Annotated in this window: 17 protein-coding genes; 4 read left to right on the plus strand and 13 right to left on the minus strand. The window is 68.7% G+C overall.

The genetic code is table 11. The features are described 5' to 3' along the window. Positions 1–64 precede the first annotated feature (64 nt). The 3 genes from AC3WQM_RS08115 to AC3WQM_RS08125 form a co-directional block, all read right to left on the minus strand. The gene (locus AC3WQM_RS08115; RefSeq protein WP_492677818.1) at positions 65–1,156 is read right to left on the minus strand and encodes a hypothetical protein; all 1,092 of its coding nucleotides are present in this window, start codon (positions 1,154–1,156) and stop codon (positions 65–67) included. Positions 1,157–1,172: 16 nt separating this feature from the next. After that, positions 1,173–1,613 carry a surface-adhesin E family protein gene (locus AC3WQM_RS08120; RefSeq protein WP_492677820.1) on the minus strand — a complete coding sequence of 147 codons (441 nt, stop codon included), beginning with the start codon at positions 1,611–1,613 and terminating at the stop codon, positions 1,173–1,175. A 195-nt stretch (positions 1,614–1,808) separates the two neighbouring features. Then, entirely contained in the window at positions 1,809–2,345 is a 537-nt protein-coding gene (locus AC3WQM_RS08125) for a GNAT family N-acetyltransferase (RefSeq protein ID WP_492677822.1), read from the minus strand. Positions 2,346–2,600: 255 nt separating this feature from the next. Here AC3WQM_RS08125 and AC3WQM_RS08130 point away from each other — a divergent pair, with 255 nt between their 5' ends. Beyond that, a complete protein-coding gene (locus AC3WQM_RS08130; protein WP_492677824.1) occupies positions 2,601–3,662 on the plus strand; it encodes a type II asparaginase in 1,062 nt (353 codons plus the stop codon). Positions 3,663–3,686: 24 nt separating this feature from the next. Here AC3WQM_RS08130 and AC3WQM_RS08135 read toward each other — a convergent pair whose 3' ends face one another. Together AC3WQM_RS08135 and AC3WQM_RS08140 are read right to left on the minus strand one after the other, a co-directional pair. Further along, positions 3,687–5,351: an ankyrin repeat domain-containing protein gene (locus AC3WQM_RS08135; RefSeq protein ID WP_492677826.1), complete on the minus strand. Its 1,665-nt coding sequence runs from the start codon at positions 5,349–5,351 to the stop codon at positions 3,687–3,689. Positions 5,352–5,533: 182 nt separating this feature from the next. Further along, on the minus strand, positions 5,534–6,166 hold the full coding sequence (locus AC3WQM_RS08140) for a class I SAM-dependent methyltransferase (RefSeq protein ID WP_492677828.1): 633 nt from the start codon (positions 6,164–6,166) through the stop codon (positions 5,534–5,536). A gap of 136 nt (positions 6,167–6,302) precedes the next feature. On the opposite strand from AC3WQM_RS08140, the gene AC3WQM_RS08145 reads away from it, so the two are divergent. Beyond that, positions 6,303–7,574 carry a M20/M25/M40 family metallo-hydrolase gene (locus AC3WQM_RS08145; RefSeq protein ID WP_492677830.1) on the plus strand — a complete coding sequence of 424 codons (1,272 nt, stop codon included), beginning with the start codon at positions 6,303–6,305 and terminating at the stop codon, positions 7,572–7,574. A 40-nt stretch (positions 7,575–7,614) separates the two neighbouring features. Here AC3WQM_RS08145 and AC3WQM_RS08150 read toward each other — a convergent pair whose 3' ends face one another. The 8 genes from AC3WQM_RS08150 to AC3WQM_RS08185 all read right to left on the minus strand — a co-directional run bounded on the left by AC3WQM_RS08150 (position 7,615) and on the right by AC3WQM_RS08185 (position 16,383). Beyond that, the gene (locus AC3WQM_RS08150) at positions 7,615–9,870 is read right to left on the minus strand and encodes a DUF3300 domain-containing protein (protein WP_492677832.1); all 2,256 of its coding nucleotides are present in this window, start codon (positions 9,868–9,870) and stop codon (positions 7,615–7,617) included. Between the two features lie 188 nt (positions 9,871–10,058). Further along, positions 10,059–10,685, minus strand: a complete 627-nt coding sequence (locus tag AC3WQM_RS08155; protein ID WP_070061814.1) for a DUF3299 domain-containing protein — start codon at positions 10,683–10,685, stop codon at positions 10,059–10,061. Between the two features lie 2 nt (positions 10,686–10,687). Next, on the minus strand, positions 10,688–11,950 hold the full coding sequence (locus tag AC3WQM_RS08160; protein WP_139701878.1) for an ABC transporter permease: 1,263 nt from the start codon (positions 11,948–11,950) through the stop codon (positions 10,688–10,690). Further along, a complete protein-coding gene (locus AC3WQM_RS08165; RefSeq protein WP_492677834.1) occupies positions 11,947–12,693 on the minus strand; it encodes an ABC transporter ATP-binding protein in 747 nt (248 codons plus the stop codon). The genes AC3WQM_RS08160 and AC3WQM_RS08165 overlap by 4 nt, the downstream gene beginning before the upstream one ends. A gap of 4 nt (positions 12,694–12,697) precedes the next feature. Beyond that, the gene (locus AC3WQM_RS08170) at positions 12,698–13,288 is read right to left on the minus strand and encodes a DUF2796 domain-containing protein (RefSeq protein WP_492677836.1); all 591 of its coding nucleotides are present in this window, start codon (positions 13,286–13,288) and stop codon (positions 12,698–12,700) included. Then, the gene (locus AC3WQM_RS08175; protein ID WP_492677838.1) at positions 13,285–14,193 is read right to left on the minus strand and encodes a sulfurtransferase; all 909 of its coding nucleotides are present in this window, start codon (positions 14,191–14,193) and stop codon (positions 13,285–13,287) included. Before AC3WQM_RS08175 ends, AC3WQM_RS08170 begins: the two co-directional genes overlap by 4 nt. Before the next feature lie 53 nt (positions 14,194–14,246). Beyond that, positions 14,247–15,179 carry a DMT family transporter gene (locus tag AC3WQM_RS08180; RefSeq protein WP_369644206.1) on the minus strand — a complete coding sequence of 311 codons (933 nt, stop codon included), beginning with the start codon at positions 15,177–15,179 and terminating at the stop codon, positions 14,247–14,249. Positions 15,180–15,237: 58 nt separating this feature from the next. Next, entirely contained in the window at positions 15,238–16,383 is a 1,146-nt protein-coding gene (locus tag AC3WQM_RS08185; protein ID WP_139701876.1) for an aromatic ring-hydroxylating oxygenase subunit alpha, read from the minus strand. A gap of 272 nt (positions 16,384–16,655) precedes the next feature. Here AC3WQM_RS08185 and xseB point away from each other — a divergent pair, with 272 nt between their 5' ends. After that, positions 16,656–16,922 carry an exodeoxyribonuclease VII small subunit gene (gene xseB, locus AC3WQM_RS08190; RefSeq protein WP_062468817.1) on the plus strand — a complete coding sequence of 89 codons (267 nt, stop codon included), beginning with the start codon at positions 16,656–16,658 and terminating at the stop codon, positions 16,920–16,922. Between the two features lie 11 nt (positions 16,923–16,933). After that, positions 16,934–17,848 (plus strand): polyprenyl synthetase family protein, encoded by a 915-nt coding sequence (locus AC3WQM_RS08195; RefSeq protein WP_492677840.1) that lies wholly within the window; start codon positions 16,934–16,936, stop codon positions 17,846–17,848. Positions 17,849–17,868: the final 20 nt, after the last annotated feature.

Genomic DNA, 17,868 nt, shown 5'->3' on the forward strand with positions numbered 1-17,868 from the left:
CTGTTTTCCCGCGGAAGGGCATCGTAGCAGTGGATATTCCCTGCTGGCAACGTGGGCCAGATCGTCAGATGCCGCCGGTCCCTGTGCCGTCCGGCGAAACCGCCGGAATGTCCTTGGCGAGCTTCGCCAGCTCTCGCTTGTACGACGGCGCGCGGATGGCGGCACGCACGCGCTTGAGCGTGGCCGCATCGCCGATGAGAGGCCAGCAGTCCATCAGCAGCCAGTCCCGGCGCCGGCTCTGCGCCTTCGAGACCGTGGCGTCGACGGCGATGATGCGCGCCAGGACCGCATCCAGGGCCGGGGGATCGTCTGCAGGTGCGTGCGGCGTGCTGGCGCGCAGGGCGTCCACCAGCAGCTGCAGGCGAGCCAGCGCATCGAATGAGGTGTCCAGCTCAGCCAGTTCGGGCGCGGTGGCCAGCAGGTGGTCCAGTTCGAGCACGGCGGTTTCTTTCGCCAGCGGCTGCAGTGCGATGAAGGCCATGCCGTGGACGTGGCCCTTGGTGCCGATCCGCTTGTCGCGCGTCAACGCCAGGGCGTCGCGCCAACCATGGCGCCGGGAGACGGCCTTGACCAACTGGCGCCGCATGCTGTCCACCCAGTGGCGTTCGTGGCGCGACACATAGTTCGGCCACAGGGCCAGGAACGCCCGCGCATCGGCATGCGCCGCATGGTGCTCGCCGATGGCCCGCCAACCGACCCATTGCGCATCGCCGAAGTGCGGGCTTGCCGCGGCCTGCATGGCGCCGGGCAGATCCCCGTCGGCCAGCAGGCGGTAGACGATGGCGCGCTGCAGGAAGCGTGGCGCCAGGTCGGAGGCGCTCACCTCGATGGCGCGTTGCGCCGTGGCCACCGGAATCAACCCGCCCGCCAGCAGCATGCAGACAGCGTCGCTCACGTTGAAGTCGGTGTGCTCACTGATGACCGTGGGCGCGCAGGCGCTGAAACGCAGGGCGGATTCGTAGAGGCGCCGCGAGCAGAAGGGGTCAGGGTCGGGGCCCTGCGTGAGGCGCGTGCGCAGGGCGGTTCGCGCCGCGTCCTGGAACGGAACCAGCGCGGTCGGCATCGGATACGGCGGGCGTGCGGCCGCCTCGGACTCTTCATCCGAAGGCGCGTACCCGATGGCGGCGACAGCCAGGTCGTCGAGCGGGGTCGTCAAGGCGTCGTCATCCCGATCAACGCGCCTGCGCGCACACGTGCTTGAACACGATGCCGCTCACCGTGGTGGGGCCGCCCACGGGCTTCCAATCGCTGCGCCGGGCGAGGTCGATGTCGTGCACCTCCAGCGGCCCGTTGTGGCTGATGACGCGGCGCATCTTTTCGCGCCCGCCCTTGCAGTCGTAGTCGTAGAGATAGCGCGAGGTGCGAAACGGGGTCTTGCCCACGTCGGTCTGCAGCTCTTCGTAGCGATAGAGCGTCCATGCCTCCACGGCATCGCCATGCGGTTTGACCGACTCGCGCTGGAGCAGCACCTTCTTGCGAGGGGTGGTGGCGATCTCGGTCCAGTTGTCGGCCGCTTGCGCGGGCACTGCCGTCAGCAAGGTCGCTGCCGCGCAGGCGGATGCGACGAGGTGGAAGGCCCGCACTGCGCGGTGCTTGAGCGGATGAGGCTTCATTCTGTTCACTCCCTGTGAGTCAATGGGGGCCTCGCGCGTTCGTTTTTCTCGGTGGCACGCTGCGAGGTTCAGCCAGTGGGGTCGACGCTTGACCGCATGCAGCCAAGGCGCCGTCATCCTATCGAATCTCGCGCACACAGTGAGGCCCGAAGCCGCCGCCTGGCTGCAAGCGGCATGAGCGCCTTGTTTCTGTTTCTATCTGTCAGGCAGGTTCAGGCCGTAGGTCAGCAAATCTTCGAAGGCGCCGCGGTGGTTCACGTGCTTCACGAGGCGCCCTTCCAGGAGGAACCCTGCCTTTTGAATGACGCGCGCAGAGCCGATGTTCTTCGGAAGGCAGCTGCAGACGATGCGACTCAATCCGAGTTCGTGGTGTGCGTAATGGATGAGTGCCCCGACGGCTTCGGAGCAGATGCCGGTCGACCAGTGCGTAAAGGCGATCCAGTAGCCCAGTTCGGCGCGGCGGTGGAGCGTGGACCGATGAGCGAGTTGCACGGCGCCCAGCAACTCCCCGTTCTCTGCGCTCGTCACGGCGTAGACGACCCCGTCTCCGGCGCTGAACATGTCCGCGTGGGATGCGATCCACGCCTGCGCCGCGCCGTCGGGGTAGGGATGGGGAACGTTGGCCGTCGGCTCGGCGACGCGCACATCTCCTGCGATGCGTTGAACGTCATCCGCATCGGCGATGGTGAAGGGTCGAAGGACCAGGCGCGGGGTTCGAAGATGAGGCTGCATGGAGGCGTTTGTAGCGCATGCATCGACCGCGCCAGCCCATGAGACTGCGGCATGGGCTGCGTGCAAAAAGTGATAACCGGCCCGCCGATCGATCCGCAACAATCGCCTCGCCATGGGACGTTCCCCTGTGAAAGTGCAGTGCGGAGTCGTGCTTCCTGGTGCTGCCGCGAGGGCAGATCGATCGTTTTCTTTCGCTCTGGCGGCGCCCGACGTTCAATCAAATCACGGAGACATATGAAGCTATCGATGATGCGGATGACCCGCCACCTTGCGTGCGGATTCCTGATGCTGGCGGCGGGCAGTGTGCCGGCGTTGGCCCAGGAGGCGAAGAAGGCCAACCTGGTCGTGATCGGGACCGGGGGAACGATTGCCGGCGTCGGTGCGTCGAGCGCCAACACCGGCGCCTACCAGTCCGCGGTCGTGGCCGTGGACAAGATCATTGCCGCGGTGCCCGAGCTGAAGAACGTCGCCAACGTGAAGGGCGAGCAGATCTTCCAGATCGGCTCCGAGAGCTTCAACAACGAGCGGCTGCTCAAGCTGGCGCACAGGGTTTCCGAACTTCTCAAGTCCGGGGACGTGGATGGCGTGCTGGTCACCCACGGCACGGACACCATCGAGGAGACGGCCTACTTCCTGAACCTCACGCTGAAGAGCACGAAGCCCGTGGTGCTGGTGGGGGCCATGCGACCCGGCACGGCACTGAGCGCCGATGGCCCGCTGAACATCTACAACGCGGCCGTCGTTGCCGCCAGCAAGGAGGCCGTGGGAAAGGGCGTGCTGGTGGTGCTGAATGACGAGATCCACACGGCCCGCGACGTGACCAAGTCGAACAGCCTGAAGGTCGAGACCTTCAAGTCGCCCTATGGCCCGCTGGGCTACGTCGTGGAGAGCAAGCCGCTGTTCTACCGGGCCCCGATCCGGCCGCACACCGTTGCCAGCGAGTTCGACATCGACCAGATCCGGTCGCTGCCGGAGGTCAACATCGTCTACGGGCACGGCAACATGAGCCGCGCGCCCTACGATGCACTGGTGGCAGCAGGCACGAAGGCGATCATTCACGATGGCACCGGCAACGGCAGCATCGCGGACTACATCGCGGATGCCGTCAAGGAGGCGCGCTCGAAGGGTGTCTTCATCGTGCGCGCCACGCGCACCGGCAGCGGCGTCGTGGTGCGCAACGGCGAAGTCGACGACGACAAGAACGACTACATCGTCGTCGACGACCAGAACCCGCAGAAGGCTCGCCTGCTGATGGCGCTGGCGTTGACCAAGACCCGCGATACCAAGGAAATCCAGAAGATCTTCTGGAAGTACTGAGGCCTCTTCACGTGGCCATCGGCACTACGGGCGCGCCGCGCCAGCAGATGCCGCGAGCAGAAATTCCGTGACCTCGTCCGAGAACACGCCGCGCCGCGCACCGATGAGCACGCCGTCCGCACGCTCCGGGTCGGGCCGTGCGGAAGGCATGCCGTGGGCCACCAGGGCCTGCGCGCAACCGACCCAGTCGCCGCCATCGACAGGCTCGTTCAGCGAAGCCCACGACAAGGTGCCGCAGGCGTTGTCGCCGAAGCCGTGCGGCGCCTGCCAGTCCGCGCCGTGTTCGAGCAGGAACCGGACAAGCGCCGCATCGCCGCAGAACACGGCGTGGTTGAGCGCCGAGGCGTCCCAATCGCCACCGCGGACCTCGAGTGGCCAGCCGAGCGTGACCATCGCCTTCACCGCATCGCTGCAGCCCTGGGCTGCGAGTTCCGGCAGCAGGCGAAGCTGTGTGGTGTCGAGCGTGCCGATGAGGCCGGGGTGTCGTGCCTGCAGGTCTCGCGCCGTGGTTTCGTCGCCGCGCGCGCAGGCGGCGATGAAGGCTTCGCTGGTGGAGAGTGGCGCCTGGTCGCCGCTCGCGGCCTGCAGGAGCTGCGCGACCTCGGTCAGCCCGAAGCGCAGGGCGACGGTGTGGGCGGGCGTGCCATCTGGCGTGAACACGTTGGGGTGTGCGCCGGCGGCCAGCAAGGCCTCGATGTGCGCCGGTGAACGGCGGCGGCGAATGGCCCACAGCAGTGGCGAACCCCAGTCCAAGATGGGCGGACCCTGCGGCTGTTCGTTCGCATCGCCGCCATGTGCAAGCAACAGGCGCAGCGTCTCGACGTCGTCCAGGTCGAGCACCCGGTACAGCGCGTTCGAACCCGTCACGCGTGCGCCGGCTTCCAGCAGCAGCTTCGTGCAGGCAGGCTGGTCCAGCGAGTGGTACAGCGATTCGCCGTCGTTCGGGTCGGCCCCGGCGTCGAGCAGCAGCTTCGTGAGTTCAGGGTCGTGGTTCTGACCGGCCGCGCCATACAGCGCGGACAGCCGCTCGGTGTCGGCGGGCGCTTCGAGCGATGCGGGCGGCCAGCGGTTGCCGGCCGATTGATCGGGCGAGGCGCCGGCGTTGAGCAGGAACTTCGCGCATGCGTGCAGGCGTTCGCGATGGCCCGGCAGTCGCATCAGGCCGGAGTGCGTGATGGCCACGAGGGGCGGCAGTTGCAGTGGGCCGCCCGCGCGATGGACCCATGCCGGGTCTTGCGCGGTGACATGGCGCAGCGTGGCCTCATCGCCGATGGCGCAGGCCAGGTACGGGTCGCCGCCCGTCAGCAGGGCGGGGTTCTCGTCGAGCATGCGCAGGGCCACCGCAGGCCGTGCGCGGTTCGTGCCGCCAGTGATGTCGCCCGCATACACGAGGCGCAGCCAGTGGAGCACCGCTTGGGCCGGGTCATCGACCTGCGCCCTGCGGGTGAGGACAAAGCCTTGCAGGTCGGCCCACGACGCGAAGCTGTACTCGCGCGCCACGCACGACTGGGCATCGTGCAGGCGCAAGCCCTGGGCTGCCAGGGTGGCGTCGGTCTTGCCCGATGCGGCCGGCAGGGCGCTGCGAAACCGGTGAAAGGCCTCGGGGTCGTTGCTTCGGTAGAGCGCCAGCAGTTCCTTGGCTTGCTTCTTCAGGTGGCCGATGTCGGGCCGGGCGGGAATGCGCTTCATGGAAACCTCCGTGCATCAGGCGCCGATGACCCGCAAATCCGGCTGCACAAAAGGCTGTGGATCGTCATGAAGAAGGCAAGTGGGTTCAACCCTTCCCGCGGGCCCGGGCGCGGCTTGCACCGCGGGTCGGATGGTAGCGGATCGGGGCAGGGCGACAGCATGCGCCGAAGCCCTGATCAGTGCTAGCGCGCGACGATGTAAGGACGGTTCTCGCCACCCTTCGTCGCGTGGTTCTCGGTGGCAAGCACCTCGAAGCCGGCCGCCTGCAGATGCGCCCCGAGCTCCGCCGCCCGGAACACACCGGCATGCGGCGCCAGCCCGATCGCGCGCATCGCGGGGAGCAAGGCCAGCCGAAGCAGCGGGGTCATGTCACCGAGGCAGGGCGTCTTGGAGATGAACAGGCCCGGCGGTGCGAGCAGGGCGTGGATGCGGCGCAGCGTGCCGGGCAGGTCGCGCACCAGGTGGAGGTAGTTGAAGCCCAGCACGGCGTCGAAGGGGCCTTCGTCCGGTGCCAGCGTCTCGGCGGTCGCCACGCGGAACGCCAGGCCGGGGACCGGGGCGGCGGCGTGCTTCTCTTCGGCGATGGCGATCATGCCGTCGGCGATGTCCGTGGCCAGGTACGCGCGAACGTGGCCCGCCAGGCGCAGGGCCGTCGTGCCGGTGCCGCAGCCCAGCTCGAGCACGCGCGCGTCGGGCTTGAACAGGGCGCGGGTCCGCTCCAGCGTGCGCGCGTAGCCGGCCTCGTCCGCGATGGCGCTCTTCGCGTAGCGGCGCGAGCTGCGGTCCCAGAATCTGGCGTCGTTCGCGAGGCTCATGGTTTTCGATGCGCGGTGTGTGGAAGGGTGCGGCGCACTGTAAACCGCCGGCCGGGCGCTGTCGCCGATTTGCGCCGATTCGCCCGCCATGTCGCTATGCTGGCGCCCGCCAATCACTCCAAGAAAAGAGACTCTCATGACCGTGCGTACCTCGTCTTTCTTTTCCCTGCGTTCCATCGCCCTGGCCTGCGGCCTGGCGCTCGGCGCCGTGGCCACCGCGCAGGCGGCGCCCGATGCGAAGCTGCTCGCCGCTGCCGAGAAGGCGCAGCCCGCCGTCATCGACAACCTGAAGGAAATGGTGGCCATCGAGTCGGGCAGCCTGAACGTCGAGGGCCTGATGAAGATGGCCGACGTGATCGAAGGGCGGCTGAAGGCCGCCGGCTTCAAGACGGAGCGCCGCAAGGCTTCGGCCGGCGCGGGTGCCGACATCGTCATCGGCACGATCAAGGGCACGGGCAAGCGCAAGATCATGCTGCAGGGCCACATGGACACGGTGTACGCGCAGGGCATCCTGAACACCCAGCCCTACAAGGTGGACGGCAACCGCATCTACGGTCCCGGCATCGCCGACGACAAGGGCGGCCTCGCGGTGATGATGGCGTCGCTGAAGATCCTGGCCGACGCGGGCTGGCGCGACTACGACACGCTCACCGTGCTCGTGAACCCCGACGAAGAGGTGGGCTCGGTGGGCTCGGGCGAACTCATCGCCACCACGGCCGACCTGCACGACACGGTGCTGTCCTTCGAGCCGACGGCCGCCAAGGCGGTGGCCAAGGGCGAGTCGCTGTTGCTCGGCGCGGCCGGCATCGCGCAGGCCACGCTCGAGGTGAAGGGCCGTGCGGCGCACGCCGGCGCCGCGCCCGAGCTGGGCCGCAACGCGCTGTACGAGCTGTCGTACCAGATGCTGCAGACCAAGGACCTGGCCAAGGACATCCCCGGCGTGACGCTGAACTGGACCGTGGCGCGCGCCACCGGCCCGATCAACCAGATCACCGAGAAGGCGCAGGCGCTGGGCGACATCCGCATCACGCAACCCGGCGCCGAGAAGAAACTCACCGAAGCGCTGCAGGCCAAGATCGCCAGCGGCAAGCTGATTCCCGACACCGAGACCACGGTGAAGGTCGAGGTGGGCCGCCCGGCCTTCGTCGCGGGCGCCAAGGGCCGCGCGCTGGCTGAGAAGGCGCAGGCGATCTACAAGGAACTCGACCGCGAACTGGCGCTGACGCCAATGACCGGCGGCGGCACCGACGCGGGCTTCGCGGGCCGCTCGGGCAAGGCCACGGTGGTCGAGAGCTTCGGCCTCGCGGGCTTCGGCTACCACGCACGCGACGAGTACATCGAGGTCGACTCGATCGTGCCGCGCCTGTACCTCGTGACGCGGCTGCTGACCGAGATCGGCAAGAACTGAGCCTGTAGCGCGCAGTGCGCCCGCGGCAGGGGCCGCGGGTTCACTGCGGTGCGTTGGGATCGCCCGGGCGGCGGCGATGGGCGGCGGCAGCCGCCGCTTGAGCCTGCGCTTGCGCCTGCTGCTGCATCTGTTGCTGCTGCGCCTGCTGGTGCCGCATCTGTTCCTGTTGTTGCTGCTGTTGCTGGCGCGCCTGGTTCTGCGCCGCCTGCTGCATCTGCTGCTGTTGCTGCATCTGTTGCCGGTGCATCTGCTCCTGCTGCTGGCGCAGCTGGGCCTGGGCGGCTTGCTGCTGTTGCATCTGCATCTGGCGCGCCTGTTCCATCTGGGCCTGGCGTTGCTGTTGTGCGGCCTGGGCCTGCGCCTGTTGTTGCTGTTGCAACTGCTGCTGGCGACGGGCCTGCTCCTGCTGAGCCTGCTGAGCCTGCTGAGCCTGCTGAGCTTGTTGCTGCATCTGCTGCGCACGCCGGGCCTGTTCCTGCTGCGCCTGCTGCTGTTGCTGCTGCCGCTGCGCCGCCTGGGCCTGCTGCTGTTCCTGCTGGCGCCGTAGCTGTTCCTGTTGCGCCTGTTGCTGCTGCATCTGTTGGCGGCGGCCCTGCTCCTGCTGAGCCTGTTGTTGACGTTGCGAGTCCTGCGCGGCCTGCTGTTGCTGCATCTGTTGGCGACGGGCTTGTTCCTGTTGCGCTTGCTGCTGACGTCGTGTCTGCTCTTGTTGGGCCTGCTGCTGACGCTGCGGATCCTGCGCGGCCTGCTGTTGTTGCATCTGTTGGCGACGGGCTTGTTCCTGCTGCGCTTGCTGCTGACGCCGTGCCTGCTCCTGCTGGGCCTGTTGTTGACGCTGCGGGTCCTGCGCGGCCTGCTGTGGCTGCATCTGCTGGCGACGGGCCTGTTCCTGCTGATCCTGCCGTTGACGCAGGGCCTGGTCCTGCTGCATCTGCTGCTGACGCCGTGCCTGTTCCTGCTGCGCCTGCTGTTGGCGTTGCTGGTTCTGCGCGGCCTGTTGCTGCTGCATCTGCTGGCGTCGTGCCTGCTCCTGCTGGTCCTGGCGTTGGCGCAAGGCCTGTTCCTGCTGCACCTGCTGCTGGCGCCGAGCCTGTTCCTGTTGGGCCTGCTGTTGCTCGCGCAACTGGTTCTGGGCCGCCTGCTGCTGCATCAGCGCCTGTTGCTGTTGTTGCTGCTGGGCACGCGCCTGTTGTTGCAGCAGCTGTTGCTGCTGCGCTGCCTGCCACGCCGGTGCGCCGGGTGGCGGGCCGTTGCGATCGCCCGCGTAGTTGTTGGTGTAGACGTTGCGCACGTTGTTGACCACCGTGGTCGAGCGCGAGACATACGTGCTGTTGTTGTAGACCACCGCGGGCCGGTAGGCCGGTGGCGGCGGCGCCGCGCGGTCGCGCCAGCGCGGCGCGCCCCAGTTCATGTTCCAGGCGTTCCAGCCCCAGCCGTGGCGCTCCAGCGCCGAGCCGACGATCACGCCGCTGCCGAAGGCGAGGGCGCCCACGGCGGCCACCTGGCCGGGGCTGTAGCCGGGCTCGACCACCACCGGCGGCGGTGCATAGGCATAGCCGGGGTAGACGGGCATGGGCGCGTCGTACACCACCTGCGGGTCGTAGCGCGGCACGTACACCACGTCGGGCTGCACGGGCTCGATGGTGATGAGCTCCTCGGGCGGCTCGATCACCGTGGGGCCCGCGTACATCGGCTGCATGTCGGGCGCGGGCGTGTAGTTGGGCGGCGTCGCGGCGCGCGCGATGCGCAGCTTGTCGTTGTTCTTGAGGCGACCGGCCTTCGACGCGCGCTGGCGCATCACCTGGATCGCGTTCATCACGTCGGCCGGGTCGTTGTAGTAGGCCTTGCCCAGCGAGGTGGTCCACGCGATGTTGCCGGCCATCTGGTCGATCACGGGGCGGAACGCGGTGAGCGACTTCACGCTCGGGTCCCAGGGCTGCTGGTTGGCGGCGTCGGCGAGCGGGCCGGCCTTGAGCGTGGGGTTCTGCTGCAGCCAGCCGTGGGCCGCGGTGATCTGCTCGGGGTAGGTGGCGCCGGCCAGGATCTGCGCGACGAGCTTGTCGGGGTACAGCGCGATGGGTGCGACCAGCTGGTAGAGCTGTTCGGCCGAGGGCGGCGTGTAGGCGGCGGGCACCGGTGCGGCGACGGGCGCGGGCGCTGGTGCCTGGGTGGCCGGTGCTTCAGCGGCTGGAGGCTGTGGTGCGGGCTTGTCGCAGCCCGCCACGAACAACGCTGCGACGCACAGCGAAGCCATGAGGCGCCGCTGAAGAAGGGGGCGGTGGGGAGAGGGTGTCATCTGGCATGTCCTGAAGACGCCGGCATGGTGCCCGGAACTCCTTCAACGGCGGGCCAGCGCAGGCGATGACACAGCCTGCGCCCCGGATGCAACGGTCTGTGTCGGCGGTGCGCCGTCTGTGCTGTCGGCGCAGGACCACGAGACCACCGGGCGACGCGGCTGTCGCCCGGGGAAGAACCTCTGTGTCGTTACTTGGCGCCGCCCGAGTACTTGGTGACGCTGCTGGCCTTCACGTGGTACCCACTCACGCCCATCATCGAGTCGTTGCGCAGCGTCTGCAGCTTGCCGGTGACCCACACGGTGTCCATGGCGCGGAACTTGGCGCCCTTTTGCGGAATGACGTGCAGGATCTGGTTGGCCGGCGGCGGCGGCGTGTGGATGCAGGCGCCGAAGTAGGGCACGAGCAGGAACTCGGTGACCTCGCCCTTGGCCTCTTCGAGCGGCACGATGAAGCCGGGGATCTTCACTTCCACGCCGTTGAGCGCGGGGTTGGTGGGCGCGTTGTTCGACACCTCCTGCATCTTCATCAGCAGCTCGTTGGCGCGCGGGTCGCCGTCGTCGAGCGTGCTCAGGTCGATGCCCTTGAAGGCCTTGGCCGGGTCCCAGTCCTTGGGCACCAGCTCTTCCCAGCTGATCTGGCGCGGCTGGCCCGCCGCGGCCTGCGGCGCGGTGGCGGCCGGCTTGCCGCCCAGCGGGTTGGTCGCGGTGGTGTCCTTCGGTGCGGGCTCGGCGGCCCAGGCGGCGGCTGCGAGGCCGGCGCCGGCCAGCAGCATCGACAGGGCGGTGAGCACGCGGGGTGTGGAGGTCTTCGTCATGGTCAGATTCTCGGAGAAAGGCCGTCGGCCAGCGACAGGCGGTAGGCCCGGATGCCGGGCAGCAGGCTCGCGAGCCAGCCGGCGACCAGCAGGCTCGCCGTCAGCAGCCATTCGTTCAGTGTAGGTTCGGACAGGCTCAGCGTCAGCCCGAACTGCGCCTGCAGCCATGGCGAGAGCAGGGCGATGCCGAGCACCGCCATCGTCACGCCCAGCAGCACGCCCAGCACGGTGACCAGCGCGCCTTCGAGCGCCAGCAGCGCCAGCACATGGCGCAGGCCCGCGCCCACGGCGCGCAGCACGGCGAGCTCGCGGCGGCGTTCGTTCAGGCCCGCCATCACCACCGACACCAGCCCCGCCAGGCTCACGAGCGCGACCAGGGCCGACATCAGCAGCAGCGCGTTCTCGCCGATGCCGATCACGCTCCACAGCTCGTCGAGTGCCACGCCGGGCAGGATGGCCATCAGCGGTTCGCCGGTGTAGGTGGAGATCCAGCGCTGCACACCGAACACGGCGGCGCGGTTCTTCAGGCCCACGAGCGCGGCTGTCACGTTCTTGGGCGTGAGGTCGAACTTGCGCACCTGCTCGGCCGGAATCTTCACGCCCGGCATCGGCGCGCCGCCCACCCATTCGAGGTGGATGGCTTCCATCGCTGCGAGGCCGATGTGCACCGTGCGGTCGACCGGCGTGCCGGTGCGCGCGAGCACGCCCACCACGGTGAAGGGCTTGTCGGCATGCTCGGCCACGTTGAGCTCGCCGCTGCCGTGCGCCAGCGTGATCTTCTGGCCCACGTGGTAGCCGAGCTTGTCGGCCACCTCGGCGCCGACCACGGCATCGAACAGCGCGTCGAAGGGCTTGCCTTCGCGCAGCTTCAAGGTCTGGCGGTCGCCGTAGCGAAAGTGTGTGAAGTACTCGGGCGTGGTGGCGAGCACCGAGAAGCCGCGGTGCGAATCGCCCAGCGACAGCGGCACCACCCAGTCGACACCGGGGTGGGCCTGCAGCGCCTGCACGCTCTTCCACGAGATGTTGTTGGTGGCCGCGCCGATGCGGAACACCGAGTACAGCAGGAGCTGCGTGGAGCCGGTGCGCGCGCCTACGATGAGGTCGGTGCCCGACACCGACGACGCGAAGTTCTCGCGCAGCTCGGTGCGGATGCGCTCGACGCCCAGCAGCAGGAAGGTCGACAGCGCAATCGAGAACACGGTGAGCGCGAGCGTGAAGCGGCGGTTCCAGGCGCTGCGCCATGCAATGGAGAACAACGCTTTCATGCGTCCACCGCCATCGCGCTGCTCGCCGCACGGTTGATCTCCGGCAGCAGCACATGCCGGGCAAAGCGCTGCGCGATGCGCTGGTCGTGGCTCACGAACACGAGCGCGCTGTGGTTCACGGCGCAGGCCGTGAGCAGCACGTCGAGAAAGGCTTCGCGCCGGTCTTCGTCGAGCGCGGAGGTGGGCTCGTCAGCGATGACGACCTCGGGCTGGCCGATGAGCGCGCGCGCCGCGGCCACGCGCTGCTGCTGGCCCACGGACAGCTGCAGCGCCTGGCGCTTCCACAGCGCGCGGTCCAGGCCCATCTGGTCGAGCAGGTGCTCCGCTTCGTCGCGCGAGCTGCCGTTGCGCGCCGCCTGCGCCTCGCGCCGCGCCGAGAAGCGGCAGGGCAGCAGCACGTTGTCGAGCACGCTCAGGTAGGGCAGCAGGTTGAACTGCTGAAAGATGTAGCCCACGTGCGCCACGCGGGCGCGGTCGCGCTGCGTGCCCGAGAGCTTCGACCAGTCGTGGCCCAGCAGCGTGACGCGGCCTTCGTCGGCCACCAGCACGCCAGCCAGCAGCGACAGCAAAGTGCTCTTGCCGCAGCCGCTCGGGCCGTGCAGGAACACGGATTCACCCGCCGTGATGCGCAGGGCCTCGATGTCGATGCACGGTGTCTTCACGCCGGGCCAGGTGAAGCGCAGGGCTTCGGCGGCGAGCACGGCGCGCAAGGGCGTGGTCTCGGCCTGCGGGGTGGTGCTCACGCTGTCACTTGCCCAGCGTCAGGCGGGAAGGCTGCGCCGCCTGCGCGCCGCTCGGGCGCTTCAGCTGGCGCTTGAACTGGCCTTGCGCGGAGGCGATCTGCACGTCGATCTGGCGTGCGCCCTTGAAGGCCGTGAACAGGTTCAGGTCGATGAACTTCGCGGCGGCGGCCTGCGTGCAGTTGAAGGAGAAAGAGGCGTCGAGGTCGGCATGGCCGCTCGATTCGGCGGGGTCGGGGTTGCCCAGGCCGAGCGCACCGGAGCGCAGATCGACGGGGCCGAGCTTGCAGTTGGCGGCGGGGTCGATGGTGAAGAGCTTGTCGGCCGCGCGCAGCTGGGCGATGGCGGCTTCGACGGTCTTCTTCTCGGCGTCGGTCTTGGGCGCGCGCTCGAAGCCGACGATGTTGTCCAGCGGCGATTCCATGGCGATCACGATGGTGGGCCCGTCGATGGCCACGTCGAGCTTGAGCTGGCCGTGCACATGCGCGTGCTGTTGCTGGGCGTGTGCGGGAAGGGCGGCGGCCGCGAACAGCGCGGCGGCGGTCAGTGCGAAGCCGGACGAGGTGCGTCGAAGTCGGGTGTGCAGGGTGTGCATCATGGTTCTGCGCCTTGCCGGGTCGGCAGCCCCGGCGTGTTGCTCCATTCGCTCCAGCTGCCGGCATAGAGCGCGGTCGTCCCGAACCCCGCGATCTGCATCGCGAGCAGGTTGGGCACGGCGCTCACGCCGCTGCCGCACTGGTGGACGACGGTCGCCGCATCGCGCCCCGCGAGCAGCGCTTCGAACTCGGCGCGCAGTTGCGCGGCGGGCTTGAACTTGCCGTCGGGACCGATGTTGTCGGCGAAGGGCCGGTTCAGGGCCCCGGGGATGTGACCCGCGATCGGGTCCAGAGGTTCCACCTCGCCGCGGTAACGTGCACCGGCACGCGCGTCGATCAGCTGCTGGTCAGGTTGACCGAGCCGGCGCACCACGGTGTCAGTGGTCACGAGCTTGGCAATCGGCTCGCCCTGTACGAAATTCGACTGGAAGCGCGCGGGCTCCTCGCGGTCGGTCACTTCGCCGCCCGCGGCCTGCCAGGCCTGCAGGCCGCCGTCGAGCACGGCCACGGCGTCGTGGCCCATCCACTTGAGCATCCACCACAGGCGCCCGCAGTAGTTGGCGCCGTTGCGGTCGTACACCACGGCCTGCATCGTGTTGGAGAAACCCACGGACGACAGCCAGGCCGCGAACTTCTCGCGGCTGGGCAGCGGATGGCGTCCGCCCGAGGCGGGCACGCCGTCGTCCTGCGCCACCACCACGTCGCCGCGCGCGCCGGGCAGGCCGTGCTTGGCGCTGAGGTCGGTGTCGAGGTTGGCGTACTGCGCGCCCGGGATGTGCACGGCGGCGTACAGCTGCGCGCCGGCCTCGGGCTTCATGAGGTCGAAGCTGCAGTCGAAAACCATGAGGGGCGAGTCGCCCTCGCGCAGCTGCCTGAGTTGTTCGACGGAGATGAGGGTGGTGTACATGGTGAGAGCTCCTTCGAAAAATGGTTCGGCGACAAGTGCCGTGGCTGCTGCGTTCAGTGTTCCTCGGCCGGCGCCTTCGGCACGGCCCGCTGCCGCAGCACGGTGGCCGCGATGCCGCTGGCGATGATCAGCGCCATGCCGCCCCAGCCGGCCGCGTCGATGCGGTCGTCGAACAGCACCACGCTGTAGAAGGCCGCGAACACGATGCCCGAATATTGCAGGTTCGCCACCACCAGTGTGCCGGCCTGGGTCTTGGCGGTGGCGTAGGCGCGGGTCATGCACAGCTGTCCGAGGGCGGCCAAGAGGCCGATCGGCAGCAGCCACAGCGCATGCTGCCACGTCCACGAACTGCCGCCCGAAAACCCGGTCGCGGCCGTGGCGAAGGCGCCGGCCACGGCCGAGCCGACCGCGAAGTAGAAGACCGTGCGCAGCTCGGGCTCACCGATGCGCGACAGCGCCACCACCTGCATGTAGGCAAAGGCGGCCGTGACGCCCGACAGCAGGCCCAGCATGCCCGCGAAGCCGTCGCCGCCGCCCACCGTGGGCTTGAGCATGAGCACCACGCCGGCAAAGCCCGCGAGCACGGTCATCACCAGCGGGCCCTGCAGCGGCGGGCGCTCGATGCGGCCGTCGCGCCCGGGCACCGGCACCCAGGCCAGCAGCGCGCCGCCGACCAGGAAGGCCGCGACCCACACGCTGCTCATGTAGTTGAGCGTGACGGCCGTGGCCAGCGGCATGTGGGCGATGGCGTAGAACCACGCGCCCAGCGACACCACGCCGATGGTGCTGCGCCAGGCGTGCATGCCGGGGTACTTGGTGGCGAGCGAGGTGCCGCGGTTGCGCGCCAGCAGCCAGAGAAACACGATGCCGATGAGGCCGCGCCCCAGGACCATCTCACCGCTGTTGAACCATTGCGAGGCCACCTTCACGACCACGCTCATGGTAGCGAACAGAAAGGCCCCGAGCACCATCCACAGCGCTTGCATCGATTGACATCCAGATCAGAAAAAAGAAAGCCCCGGCGGGTGCGGGGCGGGGCGGCGTTCAGGCGCGTGGTTGTTGCATCGCGTTGCGGTACCACTCGTGGAACTGCTGCATGCCGTCTTCCATGGGGCTCTGGTAGGGGCCGGTTTCGTTGTCGCCGCGCAGCATGAGCGCGCGGCGCCCGGCGTCCATGCGCTCGGCGATCTCGTCGTCCTCCACGCAGGTCTCCATGTAGGCGGCCTGCTGGGCCTCGACGAACTCGCGCTCGAAGGCGACGATTTCCTCGGGGTAGAAGAACTCGACCATGTTGAGCGTCTTGGTCGGGCTCACCGGGTGCAGCGTCGACACCGTGAGCACGTGCGGGTACCACTCGATCATCACGTGCGGGTAGTAGGTGAGCCAGATCGCGCCGTACTTCGGCGGCTTGCCGTCGCGGTACTTGAGCAGCTGCTCCTGCCACTTCTGGTAGACCGGGCTGCCCGCACGGCCCAGGCGGTTGGCCACGCCCACCGTCTGCACCGAGAACTCGGGCTTGAACTCCCAGCGCAGGTCGTCGCAGGTGACGAAGCTGCCCAGGCCGGGGTGGAACGGGCCGACGTGGTAGTCCTCGAGGTAGACCTCGATGAAGGTCTTCCAGTTGTAGTTGCACTCGTGCAGCTCGACGCGGTCGAGCGCGTAGCCCGAGAAGTCGAGGTCGGCCTGCGGGCCCAGGCCCGCCATGTCGGCCGCCACGTCACGGCCGCTGCCGTCGGCGTTCTTCTCGAACAGAAGACCGTTCCATTCGGTGAGCGGGTAGTTGTGCAGGTTCAGGCACGGGTCCTGGTCGAAATGCGGGGCGCCGATCAGCGTGCCGGTGGTGCGCGCATCTTTCGCGGCGTAGGTCCAGCGGTGCAGGGGGCAGACGATGTTGCCGCCGGTCTGGGTGTCGAGCTGGCCCCGGCCCTGCAGGATGAGGGCCTGGCGGTGGCGGCAGACGTTCGAGATGAGCTCCACGCCCTTGGGCGTGTGGACCAGCGCGCGGCCCTGGTGTTCTTGCGGCAGGGTGTGGAAGTCACCCGGCTCGGGCACGGCCAGTCGGTGCCCGACGTAGCGGGGCCCTCGCGCGAAAAGGTTCTGCATTTCGCGGGCGTACAAGGCCTCGTCGAAATACGCGGTAACTGGAAGTTGGCTCGCGGCCTGCTGCAGTTGAAGACTTAAATCAGACATGGAGGACCTGACCAAGCTCCCCACAGGGAGAAAAAAAGAAAAAAACGGAAGGCGCCGTCTGCAAGGGTGACGGCCCGAAGAGGTGTGCCGGTGTGACCGGCGGGGGAAGCGGGGATTGTACCCGGGGGGCATTTTTGCGCCCGCCGGGTTTTTGCCTCGCATGGCCGGGCGTCCTACAGGGTGTTGCAAAGGGTCGCGCACAGGTGCACAGGCTGCCCGGCGGTTCGTTGCGCCCCGCCCTAAAATGCTTCGTTTCATCCACGATTCGTTGCATGCCCAAGGTGCCTTCTCCTTCCACGACCAGCCCGGCGGCGACGCCCGACACCGGGCCGCTGCCCGCCAGCTACGAAGCCGGGCTCCAGGAACTGGAACAACTGGTTGCAGAACTCGAATCGGGCCAGCTGCCGCTGGACCAGCTGCTGGGCAGCTACCAGCGCGGCGCCGCATTGCTCGGCTTCTGCCGCGACAAGCTGCAGGCGGTCGAGGACCAGATCAAGGTGCTCGACGCAGGCAGCCTCAAGCCCTGGACGGCCGAATGAGCGCCGTCCCGATGACCTCCACTGCCACCACCCCCTGGGACGCGAAGACGCTGGCCGGCTGGGCCGAGCCCCACCTGGCCACGGTCGAAGCGGCGCTGTCGCGCTGGGTCGGCGTCGATGCGCCGGTGCTGCTGGGCGACGCCATGCGCTATGCCGTGCTCGACGGCGGCAAGCGGCTGCGGCCGCTGCTGGTGCTTGCGGCCAACGAAGCGGTCGGCGGCAACGCCCACGCCGCGCTGCGTGCGGCCTGCGCCACCGAACTCATCCACGCCTATTCGCTGGTGCACGACGACCTGCCGTGCATGGACAACGACGTGCTGCGCCGCGGCAAGCCCACCGTGCACGTGAAGTTCGGCGAAGCCGACGCGCTGCTCGCGGGCGACGCGCTGCAGGCGCTGGCCTTCGAACTGCTCACGCCCGAGGGCGACGAGGTGCCCGCGGCCATGCAGGCCCTGTTGTGCCGCCTGCTGGCGCGCGCCGCCGGCAGCCAGGGCATGGCCGGCGGCCAGGCCATCGACCTGGCCAGCGTCGGCATCGCACTGAACGAAACCCAGCTGCGCGAAATGCACCGCCTGAAGACCGGCGCGCTGCTGCAGGGCAGCGTCGAGATGGGCGCCGCCTGCGGCACCGTGTCGCCGGCCGCGCTGGCGGCGCTGCGCGACTACGGCGCCGCCATCGGCCTGGCGTTCCAGGTGGTCGACGACATCCTCGACGTCACCGCCGACTCGCAAACCCTGGGCAAGACCGCCGGCAAGGACGCCGCGGCCGACAAGCCCACCTACGTGTCGCTGCTCGGCCTGGACGGCGCGCGCGCGCAGGCGAGCCAGCTTCTTGCCGATGCCATCGCCGCACTGAACAAGAGCGGCCTGGCCGACACCTCGGCACTGCGCGCCCTGGCCCACATGGTGGTCGACCGCGACCGCTAGGATGAAACTTACCCCCAGTC

The sequence above is a fragment of the Variovorax sp. FW301-JW7 genome, from assembly GCF_058788795.1.

What these genes read in the sequence shown, in the direction of transcription:
- AC3WQM_RS08180 (WP_369644206.1), bottom strand. Translation starts at nt 15,179, where the DNA reads ATGCAAGCGCTGTGGATGGTGCTCGGGGCCTTTCTGTTCGCTACCATG.
- AC3WQM_RS08155 (WP_070061814.1), bottom strand. Translation starts at nt 10,685, where the DNA reads ATGACGAAGACCTCCACACCCCGCGTGCTCACCGCCCTGTCGATGCTG.
- AC3WQM_RS08140 (WP_492677828.1), bottom strand. Translation starts at nt 6,166, where the DNA reads ATGAGCCTCGCGAACGACGCCAGATTCTGGGACCGCAGCTCGCGCCGC.
- AC3WQM_RS08185 (WP_139701876.1), bottom strand. Translation starts at nt 16,383, where the DNA reads ATGTCTGATTTAAGTCTTCAACTGCAGCAGGCCGCGAGCCAACTTCCA.
- AC3WQM_RS08150 (WP_492677832.1), bottom strand. Translation starts at nt 9,870, where the DNA reads ATGACACCCTCTCCCCACCGCCCCCTTCTTCAGCGGCGCCTCATGGCT.
- AC3WQM_RS08135 (WP_492677826.1), bottom strand. Translation starts at nt 5,351, where the DNA reads ATGAAGCGCATTCCCGCCCGGCCCGACATCGGCCACCTGAAGAAGCAA.
- AC3WQM_RS08170 (WP_492677836.1), bottom strand. Translation starts at nt 13,288, where the DNA reads ATGATGCACACCCTGCACACCCGACTTCGACGCACCTCGTCCGGCTTC.
- AC3WQM_RS08195 (WP_492677840.1), top strand. Translation starts at nt 16,934, where the DNA reads ATGACCTCCACTGCCACCACCCCCTGGGACGCGAAGACGCTGGCCGGC.
- AC3WQM_RS08160 (WP_139701878.1), bottom strand. Translation starts at nt 11,950, where the DNA reads ATGAAAGCGTTGTTCTCCATTGCATGGCGCAGCGCCTGGAACCGCCGC.
- AC3WQM_RS08125 (WP_492677822.1), bottom strand. Translation starts at nt 2,345, where the DNA reads ATGCAGCCTCATCTTCGAACCCCGCGCCTGGTCCTTCGACCCTTCACC.
- AC3WQM_RS08175 (WP_492677838.1), bottom strand. Translation starts at nt 14,193, where the DNA reads ATGTACACCACCCTCATCTCCGTCGAACAACTCAGGCAGCTGCGCGAG.
- AC3WQM_RS08145 (WP_492677830.1), top strand. Translation starts at nt 6,303, where the DNA reads ATGACCGTGCGTACCTCGTCTTTCTTTTCCCTGCGTTCCATCGCCCTG.
- xseB (WP_062468817.1), top strand. Translation starts at nt 16,656, where the DNA reads ATGCCCAAGGTGCCTTCTCCTTCCACGACCAGCCCGGCGGCGACGCCC.
- AC3WQM_RS08120 (WP_492677820.1), bottom strand. Translation starts at nt 1,613, where the DNA reads ATGAAGCCTCATCCGCTCAAGCACCGCGCAGTGCGGGCCTTCCACCTC.
- AC3WQM_RS08130 (WP_492677824.1), top strand. Translation starts at nt 2,601, where the DNA reads ATGACCCGCCACCTTGCGTGCGGATTCCTGATGCTGGCGGCGGGCAGT.